9 protein-coding genes are annotated in these 16,958 nt (G+C 58.3%); 2 read left to right on the top strand and 7 right to left on the bottom strand.

The features are described 5' to 3' along the window. Positions 1-3 precede the first annotated feature (3 nt). A complete protein-coding gene (pbpC, locus tag GKA01_RS02120; RefSeq protein WP_146858768.1) occupies positions 4-2,070 on the bottom strand; it encodes a penicillin-binding protein 1C in 2,067 nt (688 codons plus the stop codon). Then, on the bottom strand, positions 2,067-7,115 hold the full coding sequence (locus GKA01_RS02115) for an alpha-2-macroglobulin family protein (RefSeq protein WP_146858766.1): 5,049 nt from the start codon (positions 7,113-7,115) through the stop codon (positions 2,067-2,069). The genes pbpC and GKA01_RS02115 overlap by 4 nt, the downstream gene beginning before the upstream one ends. A 249-nt stretch (positions 7,116-7,364) precedes the next feature. Here GKA01_RS02115 and GKA01_RS02110 point away from each other — a divergent pair, with 249 nt between their 5' ends. Then, positions 7,365-7,559: a hypothetical protein gene (locus tag GKA01_RS02110; protein ID WP_146858764.1), complete on the top strand. Its 195-nt coding sequence runs from the start codon at positions 7,365-7,367 to the stop codon at positions 7,557-7,559. Between the two features lie 118 nt (positions 7,560-7,677). After that, the gene (locus tag GKA01_RS02105) at positions 7,678-8,760 is read left to right on the top strand and encodes a glucose 1-dehydrogenase (RefSeq protein ID WP_244289154.1); all 1,083 of its coding nucleotides are present in this window, start codon (positions 7,678-7,680) and stop codon (positions 8,758-8,760) included. A gap of 70 nt (positions 8,761-8,830) precedes the next feature. Here the strand turns inward: GKA01_RS02105 and GKA01_RS02100 are convergent, their stop codons facing one another. The 5 genes from GKA01_RS02100 to GKA01_RS02080 all read right to left on the bottom strand — a co-directional run bounded on the left by GKA01_RS02100 (position 8,831) and on the right by GKA01_RS02080 (position 16,958). After that, positions 8,831-9,793 (bottom strand): Vgb family protein, encoded by a 963-nt coding sequence (locus tag GKA01_RS02100; RefSeq protein WP_146858760.1) that lies wholly within the window; start codon positions 9,791-9,793, stop codon positions 8,831-8,833. 54 nt (positions 9,794-9,847) lie between these two features. Continuing rightward, complete coding sequence (locus tag GKA01_RS02095) at positions 9,848-12,358, bottom strand: TonB-dependent receptor (protein ID WP_146858758.1); 2,511 nt, start codon at positions 12,356-12,358, stop codon at positions 9,848-9,850. 231 nt (positions 12,359-12,589) lie between these two features. Beyond that, a complete protein-coding gene (locus GKA01_RS02090; RefSeq protein ID WP_146858756.1) occupies positions 12,590-14,779 on the bottom strand; it encodes a xanthine dehydrogenase family protein molybdopterin-binding subunit in 2,190 nt (729 codons plus the stop codon). Between the two features lie 12 nt (positions 14,780-14,791). Further along, positions 14,792-15,208, bottom strand: a complete 417-nt coding sequence (locus GKA01_RS02085; protein WP_146858754.1) for a DUF1636 family protein — start codon at positions 15,206-15,208, stop codon at positions 14,792-14,794. A 79-nt stretch (positions 15,209-15,287) separates the two neighbouring features. After that, entirely contained in the window at positions 15,288-16,958 is a 1,671-nt protein-coding gene (locus tag GKA01_RS02080) for a tetratricopeptide repeat-containing sulfotransferase family protein (RefSeq protein ID WP_146858752.1), read from the bottom strand.

Here is a 16,958-nt window from a genome sequence, read left to right as displayed (position 1 = left end):
TTTTCAGCGCACGCGGATATCTACGGCCGCATGTCCATTCCCCGCATCCGCCAGTGCAATATGGACAAATCCTGTTCCATCCGGCGTCCAGAACGGCTGCGCACCGGGTGGCAGTGTCAGCGGCATGCCGTTAACGAACCAGCGATAGGGGGGCTGGCCGCCGGATGCTTCCAGACCAATGGGAAGCATCCCGCCATCCGGGGAGCGGCTTTCGATATCGGCGTGATCATGCGGGAAGATAATCTGGGGCATTTTTCCGCGCGACAGGGTCTGGAGCGCAGGGGACAAGATTGCACCCGCATGGTGAGCACTCATCGGAGTGGTTTCTGGGGCCGTGTCTGGATGAAGAAGCGAGAGGACATCCGCCAGCAAGGGCGCTGCTGTGTCGCGTCCTGTCAGACCGGGGGAGGCTGTGCCGTCCGGCCTGCCTGCCCAGATCCCGATGGTGGCCTGCGGAGTGGAGGCCATCGCCCATCCATCGCGGTTTCCATAGGAGGTTCCTGTCTTGAATGCGACGCGATCCCATGAGGCCACGCCTGCCGGAGGGGCCGTACCACGCAGGATTGTACGGATATCAGCGTTCGCCCGAACAGACAGAAGCTGCGTTCCGGAAGCGGCATTTTCCGTTCCCGGTTCCGTCAATTCGATGCGTAGCGGGGCGACACGCCCATCATGGTCGAGCGCTGCATAAAGCATTGTCAGATCATGAAGTGATATTCCGACACCGCCCAGAACGATGGCCAGACTGGGAGCATTCTGAGTACCATCAGGATTTTTCGGTAGATGCAGGCGCGCTCCACTGTTGGACAGGCGCTCCATGAAACGGGTTGGTCCCACCAGATTCAGCGCCTGAATGGCCGGAACGTTCAGGGAAAGCTGGAGTGCTTCGCTCACAGTGGTTTCGCCCCGAAACGTATGGTCGAAGTCCAGCGGCGCATACCCTCCGATGGCGAGGCGACTGTCGTTCAGCCGGGTGCGGGGAGTCATCCAGCCTTTCTCGAACGCCATGCCATACACAAAGGGCTTGAGGGCGGAGCCGGGCGAGCGGGCTGTCAGGACGGCATCAATCGCGTTTCCCGGAGCCATGTGTTCAGCGCCGCCAACCCAGGCAATGATGCGTCGTTCATGGTCCGCTACCAGAGCCGCGAAGGTGCCGCGCAAAGGCGCTGCCTGGCTGGCGAGAACGTGCCGGACACTCCGTTGCAACGATGCGTCGAGCGTTGTGAGAACGACTCCTCCGCGCCCTGCACTCAGAAAATGTCCGGTCAGTTCGGGGGCTTCGTGGGGGACGCCGTGGCTTGTCGGAGCCGACCATGCGTTACTGGGCCATGTGTCTGCAGGGACCGCGAGAGAGGCCCGGCGCAGGGTGCGTAACGCCGCTGCCTTCAGGGCATCGGGATGCATGTCTGGACGAAAGGCAGCAGGACGCCGGGGAAGTGTTACGAGAATGGCGGCTTCGGCGGAGGTGAGGTGATCCGGCTCGTGTCCGAAATAGAGAAGGGATGCCGTTCGTATACCCTCGATATTGCCGCCTTCCGGGGCGAGGGTCAGGTACAGGTCCAGAACCCCGGACCGTCCGAAATGCCATTCAAGCTGAAGAGCGCGGAGTATGTCGCGCAGTTTTCCGGACCATGTATGAGGATGGGGCGCAAGGAGACGGGCCGTCTGCATGGCCAGTGTCGAACCGCCGGAAACGATATGCCCCCGTCGTGCCAGTTGCCAGGATGCGCGTGCGAGTGCTTCCGGGTCTACGCCCGGATAATCATCGAAACGGCGGTCTTCCGTTGTCATGAGAAGTTGAAGATAGGCCGGGTCTACATGGGATGCCTGAACGGGCAGACGCCAGAGGCCATCAGAGGCCGTATGACCGTCGAGCAGTGTATGGTCACGGGCCTGAACCAGAAGGGCTGCCTGTTGTGCGCGATGCAGGTCCGGCGGGCTGAGACGATCGATCACAAACAGGGCACCGATCACGATAGCGGCTAGGAGACAGGCCAGACGCGCCGCCCGAAGAGAGGCTCGTGCTGGCCTGCTCTCCGCTTTTTCGGCAGGGTGCTCGTCTGCTGTCACGGAGCTGCGATCTCGACCGTTCCCGCAGCGGTGCGACCCATGAGACCCGGACGATAACGCCCGCTGACGACGGCTTCGGGCAGTGCAAAATGACCCGCCGAGATGGCCCGGACGACATAGGCGACATGAAAGCCTCGCTCTGCCGGATTGGGCGTGGCCATGTTGAAATTCACGACCGCGCTGAACCTGTCGTCCATCGCGGCTGTATGTTCTGTCTGGCTCAGGACACCCAGAAATGCATAGGGCGGTTTCGTGCGGTCGTCCTCATCGTCCCGTCCGAAACGTTGTGCTCCGGCCGCATCGTCTGGGGACACAATACTCTCGATTTCCCATCCTGCCGGGAGCAGACTGGTGATACCCACCGTATACCTTCCCGGATTGAGAGCCTTGCCCTGAAGACTGACGATGAAGCGGTCGTTCTGTTTCATATGCGTCAGATCGAAGGGGGTGCCGCTCAGGGTGTATCCCTGCATGTCGAGGGTCAGTCCGTTGGACAGAGGGCCGACATTCCCCGCCGGTTCGCCGGAGACAGTCAATGTGCTGAACAGGGATTTCCGGCCTGTGTTTTCGACGCGCACATTTTTTTCAAGCGTGGCAGGCGTGACGGGATAGACGAGGGGCAGATGAAGCGGTCTGGGATCAGGATGCCCCTGTATCCTGACCGCCCGGCCTTCCGTATCGGCGTTCATGGCGCCTGCGGCTTCCAGAAGGGCTGTTTTGCTGGCGTCCAGCAGGGCGTCGGGAGCGAGCGTGAGCTGACCGAAACGGTCTATGAGCAGGCGGGTGCGGCGGTCGTCCCCCGCTTCCGCCGTCAGCGCCGCAAGGCCTGCAAGGTCGCGGACATAGGTCCAGTATCCATAGTCCAGAAGGCCGGGCTTTCCGGTGCGAGCCGGTCCCAGGGCTGCAACCGCAGCATCAAACAGTGCCCCCGGGGAAGTGGCACTTCCATCGTCCTGAGCGTCATCGAGCGCGAGTGCGACCGCGAGATGGCCCAGCGCCATCGGAGGGGCCTGCGCGCTGGACCCCGCCGTTCCCGCCCAGACATAGCTGACATGCCCGCCGTCCTGTCTGGAGACCAGCAGGGCTGCGAGATTTCGGACGCCTTCCGGATGGAGCCGTCCTGCACGTGCCAGTACATAAGCAGCATAGGCGCGCGTGTTCAGCTTCGCCGCTTCCCTGTCGCTGCCGGGATCGTCGTCATAGGAGGAGCCGGACTGCATCTGCCCGCTCTCGATATAATCCAGCAGGAGGCCGAAGCGATCGTCCGGCACCTTATATCCGGCCGCTTTGGCGCGGGTCAGGAAATCGGCGATGTAGTCCAGATCGTCGGGAAGGCTGCGGCCATCGGAGCGTTCCCACTGGCCGATTTCGCCGGATGGGTTCTGGCGATCGAAAAGCATGTCGATGACGCTTCGGACATTTCTGCCCGGCTCCCCGTCCGGAGTGTGAGCAGGCATTTGCAGCAGGGCACGGGCCTGTGCGGCGAGCGTGTCTGAATCCCCCCAGACGCTGGCTTGCAGGGACTGCATCAGCCCTACGGTGTCGATGCCACCCGATGCAGAAATACCCAGTGTGATCCGTGTGTTCATCGGGTCGAAACCCGCAAGTCCCGCCCGGTCCCAGATCTTCGTGGCGCCTGGCTGGAGCAGGGCCGTCTGACTGGCGGTGACGGGGATATGCGCCATCCGGATGCCGATGGGCCAGCTTCTTGTCAGAAGGGGGACGGACGATCCCGGTCGATGCAGGGTGAGATGAACATGACCTATCGCGGTGCGCTGCGGCAGTCCTGCGGCCGCGGCCAGTCCGATGCGCAGATCGACGCGGCTTCCGGTCCGGACGGTGGCATTCACCCTGGCCGGCCCCACGACGTGCAATGGTCCATCTGTCGTGACGTCCACGTCATAACGCCCTGCGGGAGCGGTGACATTCACGATTGAAACCTGGGCCTGTGCGCTGTCACCGGGTGCAAGAAAGCGCGGCAGACCAAGATCCGGGAAAACCGGGTCCCGCGTTGTGATGTCGCGCTGTGTGTTACCGACGGCATCTTCGCTCCAGGCCGCTGCCATCAGATGGAGTTGTCCGTCAAAATCCGGCACGTCGAACGAGACACTCCCCCGCCCGGCGGCATCGAGCGTAACGGGTCCGTCAAAGAGCGCTACACTTTCTGTCGTCCGGATGGGTGGGCCGTCCGCCCCGCCGCTTTCCCCTGCGCCGTCGCCGCCGAAGCGGATGGCCCCGGTTTTTGCGTCGCTCAGCAGGAGCGAGCCGTAATTATCCAGCATGTCCAGTCCGAGACGGGAACGGCCATACAGGTGGTCGAACAGGTCCAGCGGCCTGAAATGGGTGAGATTGAGAATGCCCTGATCCACGGCCGATACCGCGACATGCACATGGCTGACCGGCAGGCCGTTTCTGGCATGGACCGTGACGGGGACGGTGATCCGATGGCGCGGAACCATCGTGGCGGGCGCGTCGAGCGCTACGTCCAGCCGGTGCGCGCTCTGGTCGATACCGATCCACGCCACGCCGACCGCACGGACAGGATCATGTGGGCGCAGGCCGGAGGGGCCGTTCAGCGGGCGATAGAGCGTGACCAGCGCATAGGCCCCGGAATGCCAGTCCGGCCTGGCGGTCACCGGGACATCCAGTCCGTCTTTCGGCACGTCCACGATGCGGGTATTCAGCACGCGGTCCGTTGCAATCGTGACCTGCGCCTGTCCCGCGAAACCGGCGCCAATATGGATGACGGTGCTGGCTCCGGGCGCAAGATGGGGATCGCGGACGCTGAGGGGCAGACGGTCCGGAGCACTGGCATTGCCGCTGCTGCCCCAGCCCACCTGAAAATGCAGCGAACTCCCGATGGCGCCGTCATTGTCAGATGGCGTGACACTGAGGCGATATTCGCCCCAGTCCAGAACGGGCGCGATGCGCGCCGTGCCCTGAGGACTGGTGGTCACATCCCCCGACCGCATCGGGACGTCCACCGTGTGGCTGCTGAAGGTCCAGCCGTTATCGGCGGTATGGGACCAGTTATAGATCTGATTGACGCGTGAAAGCGTCCAGTGAATTTTGGCGCGGGCGAAAGGTGTGTTGTTCGGGGTGAATCCCGCGAGATCAATTGGAACGGCGGCGCTTCCGGTGCTTGCAGAGGCGTCCGCCGCCATATGCAGGCCAATCAGGGGAGCGGTGCGGCGAACAGGCACAGTCAGCTTTTCGCCGACACGACGTCCCATGGGATCCAGAAATCCGGCGCGGATATCGATGGCCAGAGGCCGGGTAAGGCCCTGGGGAATGTCCGGCGTGAATGCGAGCCGCGTATGCCCGTCATGATCGGTCGGCGCCGCACTGATATCGCCGCCGCCTGTCGGGATATCCTCGTTCTCGAACCCGAACGCCCAGCCTTTGTATCCGGGAACAGGATCTGTGGCGGGCACAATACGATAGGAACTGTCGCTTTTGAGGCCCGTGCCGGGCGCGCCATACAGGAAGCGGGCCGAAGCGTCGATCACCACATCCTGGCCTGCCGTTGCGAAAGCGGGCGCCCTGAAGCTGGCCTCGATCATGGGGGGAACGAAATCCTGCACGGCAAACCGCGCGGAACCGACAGGTGGAAGCGAAGGGTCAAGCAGGATCTCCGCGCGCCATAGACCCGTGGGAGCGCTTGCGCTCAACGGCAGCGCGACCGCATACCCTCCATCAGCACCATCGGACAGAAGAATGCGGCGCTCTTCCATCATGTCAGGACGGCGTAGGACCAGCGTCGGGCGTATATTGGGGAGGGCTCTGCCCGCGTGGTCCCGCAGCAGGGCAAGAAGATGGACGGTTTCGCCAGAGCGGTAAATGCCGCGGTCGGGCTGCACAAGGGCGCGATTACCTGCGGGCGTTTCGTCGTCCGTTCCCTCGACATGATGTTCGGAGAAGTCGAACCACTGTCGATCAAGGCGCAGAAATCCGAAATCGTCGCCTTTTTCGGCCAGCAGGATCGCGGGACGGTCGGCCCGGGTCCCGCGCAGCAGGGAGGCACTGAAACGGCCAAGTCCGCTGGCGTCGGTCGTGGTGGTTCCCAGAATGCCGCCGTCACGCGCCTGCACCGTCAGGGTGATGCCCTGCGTGGGCTGACCGGTCATCAATGAGCGTGTACTGATGGTCAGGCCGTCTTCGCCCCGGAGCATTGTCAGGCCAAGATCGCTGAGATTGACCCAGTGAGCGGAGATAGACCTGTCCTGCAGGAGTGAAAAATCGTCTTCGCCTTTGCCGAGAGCGGTTTCGACGGGGCTTTTGTTGCGGGGAAGTGCCGCGTCTTCCACAGTGACGAGATAAAGTCCTGAGCGGCCCGCGCCGATGGTATCCGCCAGCGGAAAGCCTGTCGTGACCGTTCGGTCGGGAGCACTGTCGATGGCCATCGTACCGTGCCAGATTTCGCGCATGCTTGTGTCCAGCAGGTGCCGGAACGTCCAGGGCTGAAAGCGCGTCTGGCTGAGATTGAGGGCATTGCTGTCGACTGTCGTGACACCTGAGCCCTGCCGGGGTGGCGCTACGCGGAAGACACGCACCCGGACACTCGTAACGTTGACGCTCTCGATGGCCAGAGGGGTGGCACGTTCGGATGTCCGGCCCGGTATGATGAAGCCGTCACCACTGAGAGCCACATTTGAATCGCGTCGCCCGAAGCGTGCATTCAGAAGCAGGGGCGAGACGAGATGGCGACCGTCGGCCGAGGCAAAGGAGGGGTCTACCGTCACACGATAGGCCTGCGCGAAGGCAAGATCATCCAGACAGAACAAGCTGCCCTGGATGCGCGGCGTGTAGGGAATGGCCGGATGGAGATGAACGAAATGAGCGAGCGTGGAGGCGTCCCGGGCGTTCAGGTTCCGGTCGAAATGCAGGCAGATGGCTGGATGTTCGCCTGTGGCATCGAGAGACGTTCTTTGAAAGGTGAGAGGGGAAGGAGAATTCCCTTCCGCGCGGCTGTCAGAAACGGGAAAGAGGGCTGAGACAGCAATAATCCCGAAAGATGAGATGACAGCGAAGCGGAAGAAAGACATATCGGACCCTGCGCAAATTCCATCCTACTGTAACACGCGTTACTTTCATGAGGTGATAAATTCAGGGTTTGATGACGGCATGATGGTGAAGAGATGGAGGTGTCTGGCGGTTGACATCTGGAGGGACCGAAGAACCGTTGGTTGATGCGTTTGGCTCGTGTTTGCAGGGTTATAGCGTGCAAATTGAAGGTGGAGAGTTCTGAAAAAACCCCATTTCGCACCCTCTACATGCAGACAGTGCGTTATAATATGCCCATTTATACGACACCGTTTGATAATCATTGCGGGCGGCGTGGAGCGCGGACGAACCAGTTCTTGGGGATAGTCGAGATCGAGTATCAGTCGCTCGACAATCTGATGGTCTGTGGATCCATCTGCAAGGATTTCAAGCCCGTAGACTTTACGGCGAACAATACCGTCCCAGCTCACTCTGACCATACCTGAAACCCTCTGGCTTACGAGAACGGTTTCAAAACTAATTGCTGGGATCACAAACTGTGTCTTAGCAAACATGCGTTTTAGTCCGATTGTCAGGGCCAGTAGGTTGCGGATTACTCCCTGAGTGGCTTGGGAAGGCCGTTATCAGTCATCTGTTAGGATCGTGACGCAACACTTGCCGGTTTCGGATGTTGAACAGGATTGCGACGCTTCCTTGGAAAACATCAGCCTCCTTCCTCGTGACGGGACAGACGTTGCACGTCAATGGTGGCATGATCATTTACGGCTGACCGCACTGAGGCTCCCTGCTTTCACCGACGTGGCAGCACAGGAGCGGCACTCTGGAGTAATGTCGTTCTTTTTTCGGAATAAAGGGCGCGCCTCACTCACGCCTATCTGCTACGCTGCTGCCGCATTGAATACGATGCACAGGCACGACGCATTGCGAGCAGGATTGGTGATGGGCAAGCTTTCGGGAAAAGTGGCGATTGTTACAGGCGCGTCAAAAGGGATCGGGGCAGGGATCGCCAGAGCCCTTGCGGCGGAAGGGGCAGCGGTCATTGTCAATTACGCTGCAAGTGCAGAGGAGGCGGCCGTTGTTGTAAACTCTATCGTCGAAGCAGGAGGTAACGCCCTGGCTGTGCAGGGTGATGTGTCACGGAAGGAAAGCGCGGTGACTCTTGTTTCCGCGGCTGTCGAAGCGTTTGGACGATTGGATATTGTTGTCAATAATTCCGGAATTTACGAGTTTGGTCCTATTGAGGATATTACCGAGGAACATTTCCATCGGCAGTTCAATGTCAATGTCCTGGGGCTGATTCAGGTGACCCAGGCTGCTGTTCCCCATCTGGGTGAGGGAAGCAGTATCATCAACATCAGTTCGGTCTGCTCCCACGTCACCCCTCCCAATGCGGCGGTCTATGTTGGCACAAAGGGAGCGGTGGATGCGATAACCGGATCGTTCTCCAAAGAACTTGGACCAAGGCAGATCCGTGTCAATGCGATCAATCCGGGCCTGACAAGAACGGAAGGCACCCAGACAGCGAATATGATTCCGACGGAACGCGAACGCGCTGTCATCGCACAGACGCCTCTCAGACGCGTAGGCGAGGTGTCCGATATCGCACCGATCGCCGTTTTTCTTGCCTCTGACGATGCCCGGTGGCTTACGGGAGAGATCCTGATCGCCGCCGGTGGCTTTCACTGAGCGTCTGAAGCGGGCTCCGTCTAGTCCTCACTGTAGCCGGAGGGAACTGACGAGCCCCTTAGATCTTGGCCTACTGACTCAGACTTGCGGGTCTATATGCCGGAGACCACCAGGAGAGTGTGTGAATGTCGTGTGATGTTGTCCACACACCCTCACTGGTATAACGCAAAGCGCCGCTCCCAGTCTGTTTTCCCGTACGTGCGAGAATGCCAAGCGTGGACGGGTTGATGACGACATACGTCTGGTCGGTAGTTGTGCGCAGCCAGATTTTTCCGCCACCGGCATCGATATCGCCGTATTTCAGGGTTTTGGAGATTTTTACGCGGCCGGTTACGTCTCCGGTATCCGGGGCAATGCGCGCGACAGTGCCGTCGCCCTGTTCCTGCACCCACACGGCGCCTTCTCCTGCTACGAGAAATCCGGGATTGGCCCCAAGGGGAGTTTTGTGGACCACAGTGTTGGTTGCAGGATCTATTTTCTGAAGTTCTCTGAGCGTGGGCGTTGTCGCCCACAGTGATCCCAGGCCGAAAGAAAGATAAAAGGTATCGGCATCTACTGGAATAACGGCCGCGATACTGTTGTCGCGCGGATCTACACGGGTAATTTTGCCCTGTCTGCTACTTGCGACCCAGACAGAGCCGTCGCCTACGACGACGTTCATTTCGCCCTCTGGATTTGCAATTCCGGTTTTCACAACGGCCGACAGTGTCGCGGTTTTCAGATCGATCCGGTTGAGAACCCCGTCGGCGCAGTCCGCTACCCATAGGGAACCGAACCCTACCGACATGCCACCGCATGGATGATGTAGGGGAACCTGTGCCAATTTGCCGTTACGGGACCAGTGTTCCACGCGGCCTCTGTTCGTGAGCCAGACCGTTTGGCCATCCACGGCAATGAAATCCGCAAAACCGGGAACCACCTGAGCATGTTCCTGCGGGGCTGCGGAAGGCTGGCTGGCGCAGGCGGCAAGCAGGAGTGGAAAAGCAGCGGTCAGGGCTATTGACTGTGTCCAGGAAGATGGGAACTGGAGCATAGTCACTTCCACTCAGTCAGAATTGTCGGAACCGGAAAAGTCACACAAGGCCTCCTAGAAATTTGCCGTTACTTCTGCACCAATGACACGGGGGGGGAGGATGCTCTCCGCATAATACCGTTCTGTCACGCCTGTCACCTGTGCATTAAGCGTATTACTCTGATGGCTTACAGCCGTAATGGCACGTTGATTGAAGATATTGTTCACGAAAAACGACGTGCTCCATTTTCCGATACGATAGGAAATGGAAGCCCGGTGTGTAACGTAGCTTGGAATGCGCGTTCCGTAATCCCGAAGCCCTACAGTCGAGTAGATCGAGCCGGAATAAGCCGCCATCCAGTTAAATCTGAGCGTGCTTTTGTCATCAATCGGAAGAATGTATGTGGCGGTGATGGCACCGGAATTCTTCATGGAACCTGGCAAACGATCACCCGCATAGGCGTTGGCGACACCATTGACCAGATTGGCCACACCCTCGGTCAGATGCGCATCGACATAGGCGTAGTTGGCCGTCAGGTTGAAATGGCGGGTAATCCTGAGCGAGCCCGAGAACTCAAAACCGTTCGAAACGGCGCGCCCGCCATTGGTGGTAATACCCACCGCGCCATAAACTGTCTGGCTGGGGACCTGCACGTTGAGCCAGTCAATATGATAGCCATCGATTGAAAAGATGAACCTATTATGGAACAGGTTCCCACGGAAACCCAGTTCGATGTTGCGGGTTCTGTCTGGTTTATAGCTGATTTCATTGGAAAGGGCGCAGATATTCTGTACCGATGTGTTTAGAGGCAGAATACAGGGGGCCACACGATTATACCCACCTACACGATAACCAGTGCTGTAGGTGAAATACGTCATGAGTTGAGGGTTGAAACGGTAGGATGCGTTTGCTTTCCAGACGATGCCATTGGAGCCGGTTCCACCACCTGCGTTCGACAGTTTGATTGTCGGATATGTCTGATAGAGAGGGAGGCCTGAGCCACCGCTGTCTGAAGCATCATAATCGAAATACCGGATTCCTCCTGTGATCTGGAGGTCTTTCATCAGATGCAGGGTGCCTTCACTGTAGAGGGCGCGTTCTGCAGTTTGGGTTTCGACGCGGGATGCATATTCCAGTTCATCCGGGCGGTAAACGTTGCCAAAGCCGTTTGCGACACCCCATTCGGAGAAGCCGGGAACATGCTCACGATAGACTGAGTTCGTGTTGAATTTGTTGTAGAAGCCGCCGACGACCCAACTGAACGGACCTTTATGGGTGGAGACAAGTCGGAGTTCCTGATTGAACTGTCGATAGTCATCATGGGTTTTGTTCCATGACGAAAACTGCGGAAAAGCCTGATATCCATAATCCAGATCCAGCAGCAGATCCGTATTATCGTATTTCGTGTCGATGACCTGATGTGTAAATGCCGTGGTGCTGACGAACTGCGCGATATGAAAGAGGTTTGCGTGCACTTCCGCACTGAAAAGATCGCCGGTTCTGTCAACCGGTTCCAGGTATCGCCACGGACCATCCCAGTTACCCGTGCTCATGACGCCCGCGCCGGTAGCAGACCGGCCGTCGGTTTTGGTCTGCTGATGGGCGTATGTCAGATACATCTTGAGATCGTCGTTGTAACGCAGCAGAAGCTGGTTACGTGTCGTCAGGGTATGATTGAAGTTTACACCACTATGGCGGCTGAAATTTTCCGACCGCTGTGCCGAGGTGCCGAAACTGTTGGGACCGGCGGGCTGCGGGTTGGAGACACCAGGCTGTTTAAGAACGTAATTGTAATCGATATAGCCCGGATCATCATAATAACCTGTCACGGAACGGAACGCGACATGGTCTTTCCAGATCGGCAGGTTGATGGTTACGTCTTCATCGCCGCCAGGAGCGGTAGAGTGATACTGACCAAAAACCCGACCATGCACCGATATCGAATATTTATCCGTATTCGGGCGGTTTGGCATATACCGAATGGTACCGCCAAGGGTGCCCAAGCCAAACAGCGTTCCCTGCGGCCCCTGCAAGGACTCGACCCGGTTGATGTCGAGAAGCATGAAATCAAGATACATCGGCACCTCGCCGAGGTAGACGCCAACCGCATTGTTCGTAAAAACGCCGTTTGTACTCGTTCCGCTTGTGGAAATACCACGCATAACGATGGTGCCGGCGCCATTTGGCCCAGAATTGACGACCGTTACACCTGGTAAAAGCGCCCCGAGAGATTTGATATCATCCAGCCGTTCGTTCTTGATCGTTTCCGCGCTGATCGCGGTAATATTCGTAGGAGCGTTCTGAACGCTTGTCGCGCGACGGCTAGATGTCACGACAATTGATTCATCCGCCGCAGCTTCGATCGACTTTGCATTGGACGTTGTTTTTGCACTCGCCCCAACAATCTGGGGCCGCTTTTCTGGCGGTTGTACTTTGGCATCAGCAGACGGCTTTTTTTTCATTCCGGTCTGTGGAAGAGGCTGGACCACTGCTGCCAGAGCCCTGTCCGAAGCGGGTGCAACGGCGCAGCCAACGAGGGCGGTGGCGCAAAACAGACGCAGTTTTTGCGAAGAGATCACGGCCATGTCGGCTCCTTGATGGGTCTGGAGAATGCTTGTGCAACGTCATTCATTCTGAAGATTTCGTTTTGATATTGATATATGTTGTTTGACGTATCTTATGGAAAATATTGTAGATTATTGCTTCGAACACGTTTAAGCAGCGCCGGTTTTTGAGCCGTCGCGTGCCATGAAATAATCTCTTAAATGGTTCCAGAAACCCGGATTGAAATTTATTGGATCAACAGAAGATAACTCTCATGCTGCGGGATGGGGGCTGAAGGGGTAGGAGCGCTGTCTCTGACCTGTAGCGCTGAAAAGGGCGTTACCAAGAGAGGGAAACGCTGCCGCTGTCCCAACTTCTCCGATACCGCCTGTATCTTCGTGGCTATCAATGATGAGCGTGTTTATCTCGGGCGTGCCATTTATGCGCATGGCATTGAAGCTATTAAAATTATTTTGTTCCAGCATGCTGTTCTCAAAGCTGAGGCGTCCATAAAGCGCCGCCGAAAATCCGAACAGGATTCCGCCTTCGATCTGTGCTTTCAGACCGTCTCTGTTAACGGCCACTCCACAATCGATTACTGCTGTCACACGGCGTACTGAAATTGCTTCCCCTGGTGCTGCGCTGACTTCCGTAATGACTGCGCAATGTGTTCCAAACGCGTTATGCAATGCGATGCCACGGCCACAATAACGGGGAAGCGGCATGGTCCAGTGGCTTTCAGCGGATGCAAGTTGCAAAACCGCAACGGACCGTGGGTTATGAGCCAGAAGTTTCAGTCTGTAATCAATCGGATCAATGTTGGCAGCCACTGCAAGTTCGTCGATGAAGCTTTCAACGACATAGGCATTATGAGCCGGACCTACACCCCGCCACCATCCGACAGGGACGGGCGTCCGGGCCCGGACCCACCCCACCCGGCGATGGGGTATGCTATAAGGAATGTCCACAGCACCCGCGACGGCGTCAGCATCCAGACTACCCTGAGGCAGACCACCGGGTGCGAAGCGGTCGACGACGGATTGTCCTGTGATTTGATGGCGCCAGGCGAGAGGAAATCCATCGTTGCCGAGAGCTGCTTCGATTCTGTCGTGATAGGCGGGGCGATACAGGTCCTGACGGAAGTCTTCTTCGCGGCTCCAGATGAATTTCACCGGACGATTGATCCCGGAGGCCAGCATGGTTGCCTGTTCCAGAAAGTCTGTCGAAAGCCGGCGTCCAAAGCTGCCGCCTATCATGTGGTTATGGATGGCGATTTTTTCTTCGGGCAATCCGGTGATTTTTGCGACGACCTGTTGTGCGCGGGTTGGAACCTGTGTTCCGACCCAGACGTCGCAACCATCGGACCGTACATGGACGGTCGCGTTGAGAGGTTCCATTGGCGCATGTGCAAGAAACGGAAGATCATAAGTGCTCTGAACTCTTCGTCCGCGTTTCAGGGCTTCATCGGTTCCGGGATCGTCATGGGCAATGATCTCGGGCACGGTTTGTGCAGCGTTTTCGATCATCTCCCTGATCTCGCTGGAAGAGACATCCGGAACGTTATTTTCGTTCCAGTGAATGTTTAGCGCGGCGAGCCCTTTGCGAGCCGTCCAATAACGTGTTGCGATGACGGCGACATGTGTGGCGGTGTGGACGACGTCGATGACGCCGGGGATGGTCTTTGCTGCCTGGCCGTCGACAGTGACGACCGTAGCCCCCCAGCGCGGCGGCCCTGTGACGGCCGCGACGAGCATCCCTTCGAGGTGGACGTCGATGCCGAAGACGGCCTGTCCGTTAACCTTTACGGGAATGTCGATGCGTGGGACCGGATGGCCGATCAGCGTCCAGCGGTTTGCAGGTTTTAGGGGGATATCCCGGGGGACAGGCTGGCGGCCAGCATCCTGTGCAAGGTCTCCGTAGGACGCGTGAAGGGTGTTGGTTCTGTCCCGGATTAAGCCCTTTTCTGCAACAAGGTTCTCCGGATCCACTTTCCAGCGTTCCGCTGCCGCAGCAATCAACATCAGGCGCGCAGATGCTGCCGCCTGCCGAAGTGGGATCCAGTTTTTGCGAACGGAGCGGGAGCCACCCGTTGAGAGGGTCCTGAGGATGTCGGAGGAAGTACTGTCCACATCCTGTGGCAGGGCTGTTACGACTTTTACGTCATTCAGGCTGATCTCGAGTTCTTCCGCGATCATCATCGCTTCGGTTGTGTAGATGCCCTGTCCCATCTCGATATTAGGGACGACGAATGTGACCACTCCGTCGGATGCGATACGGATCAGCCCATCAAAGGAGATTGTGGGGCCGGAGATCAGATCCCGCTTGGGACGATTGGGTATCACCTCGCTTCGGGCCGGACGGGACCTGCCGAACGCCAGTAAAAGCCCGCCACCGATCAGAAGTTCCCGCCGCGAGAGCGGGGCACTGGCAATGTCGAGGCGGCGGACGACAGGTTCCGTCATCAAAATTGTTCCTTACTTTTTGTCAGTGGTCAGATCGGGGGGAAGTCGCGCAATGATCATGTCCGAAAGGCTGGCAGCGCGTCGGGAGGCCGGCACCATGCCCGTTTTCGAGGCGCTGTAGAGTTTGAGCCACTCCTTGAAATCGTCAATCTTTTCCATGCCGAGGTTTCCCAGCAGGAGGGTCCGTTTGCCGGTTGTTGAAATCGTGGCGGTGCCTCCCTGACCACACAGGGACATGCACTCCACGCTCTGAAGCATAATTCCGAGCTCGTCGGCTTCATCCGCCAGTGCATTGAAAAACTGGCGTCCCGGTGTCGGGGCATCACCAAGTTCAGCCGTGGAAAGGCCGCGACGGCAGGTCACGCAGACCGTCAGAACAGGTGTCGGGGCGGAGGCGTCTGGCGTCGGGGTAAGGGAAGTGTCGCTCATGAAACTCTCTTTCTTTTGAAGATGGTGTGTGAAGACATGATGTCTGGCGGGAAGTGGGCATTGCGCTCCCAATCCGCCGTCATGACGTCCGGGACGACGAAACGCCCATAACTCCGGTTGAAATTATGGGCTCGACAGGGATGCCGGCTGCCGTGAATATCGCCCGTGCTTCGGCAAGGGCTTCTTCATGCAAGCGCCAGCGGGCGAGTGCGTCGCGGTAGATCGGACGCCTGACCTGCGCTGCACTGGGGGTCGAAACGGGGGAGGCGTTCTCGTGGAATGCCAGACAGTTTTCGGACCAAGGCAGGGAACAGTGTTGCAGAATACGTCGGGTTGTACGCTCCTGATCTTCGACGAGATCCTCGTACCGCACTTCCAGAATTCGGCCCGGGACAGCCTTTTTCCAAAAAGCCATCAGCCGGTCGAAACGAACGTAATACTGCGCGATTTCCTGCAGATCATAGCTGTATTGGTAATAGCGGGAGGTCGTCGCGAACAGGTTTTTGAAATTGCTGACTACTGTATCCATCGGATGACGACGCAGACAGAGGATCGTAGCGTTGGGAAGGGCGCGTGCGATCAACCCGGCATAATGGAAATTCCCCGGAAATTTATCGACGAAACGCAGACCATCTGGCGGAATATGAGAGGCGGCGCGTTCCATGTAGGATCGGCCGATCTGTCCGGGATTTTTTCCAGCGGCGTGAAGGACTGTCTCGACATCGAGCACGTTGCGCGAGCGTGTTCCCGAGGCGGCTTTGACCGACAGTGGAAAGGCTTGCAACTCGCCTGCGCTGACCACATCCGGATGCGAGGAAAGAATGCGATCGACGAGCGTTGTGCCTGTTCGTGGCATCCCGAGGATGAAAATCGGCGCCTGGGCCGGAGGATCTGTGACGGGAGCGATAGCGCATTGTGGCCAGCTGGCTTCAATGGCATCGAAGATCCGTTCGTCCTCGGCAAAATCATAGGAGATCTGGCTGCGATATTCGTTGTTAACGTCGAGAAGGCAGCGAAACGAATCCTGCGCGTCACCAATGTCTTCCAGCTCCTTGGCGAGTGCATATCCCAGCAGAAGCCGCGCTTCCTGATCCTGCGCTTTGTTCCTGACTGTCCGTAGGCGGGAAACGTGATTGCGTGCGGCCGTCTGGCGCCGGATCCCGGCAAGCCCGTGATGGGCACGGGCGTTATGAGGCTCGCGATGCAGAAGGGCTTCGAAAGCGTTTTCGGATGCCTCTACATCGCCCACGAAACTCAGTGCGATGGCCTGATTGTATCGGAACTGAGCGTTGCCGGGTTCCGCCAGTACAGCAGCGGCAAAATGTGGAAGGGACGCCGTGTGATCCCCCAGCCGGGCATAGGCGCATCCGAGCGTATCATGGGTCAGGGCATCTGCTGTTCCGTCGCCCGCAAGGCAGTCGGCAGCATTCTGAAGGGCCGAACGTGCTTCCCCGTCCTTTCTCAGCATTAGCAGGCATCGCGCGAGCTGGGCATGATATTCTGCCGAGGGTGCCAGAGAAATCGCCTCACGCAGATGCCCGACCCCTTCTCGGATCCTGCCGAGCGTTATCTCGCTGATGCCCAGAAGAAATCTTGCTTCTGCGCTGGCTGGGTCGCGAACAGCCCGGCTTATCGCCATTTGTCGCGCAGCCAGCGGCCGACCTGCCTGAAGCAGTGCGCGGACGCGCTTAAGATCTATCTTTCCGGACGGGGAGATGTTGCCGGGGATGTTGTGAGAGAGCTGTCGCAT

Origin of the sequence: Gluconobacter kanchanaburiensis NBRC 103587 (assembly GCF_007988905.1) — a bacterium.
Taxonomy (GTDB): Bacteria; Pseudomonadota; Alphaproteobacteria; order Acetobacterales; family Acetobacteraceae; genus Gluconobacter; species Gluconobacter kanchanaburiensis.
This window is presented reverse-complemented; position numbering and strand designations above follow the sequence as displayed.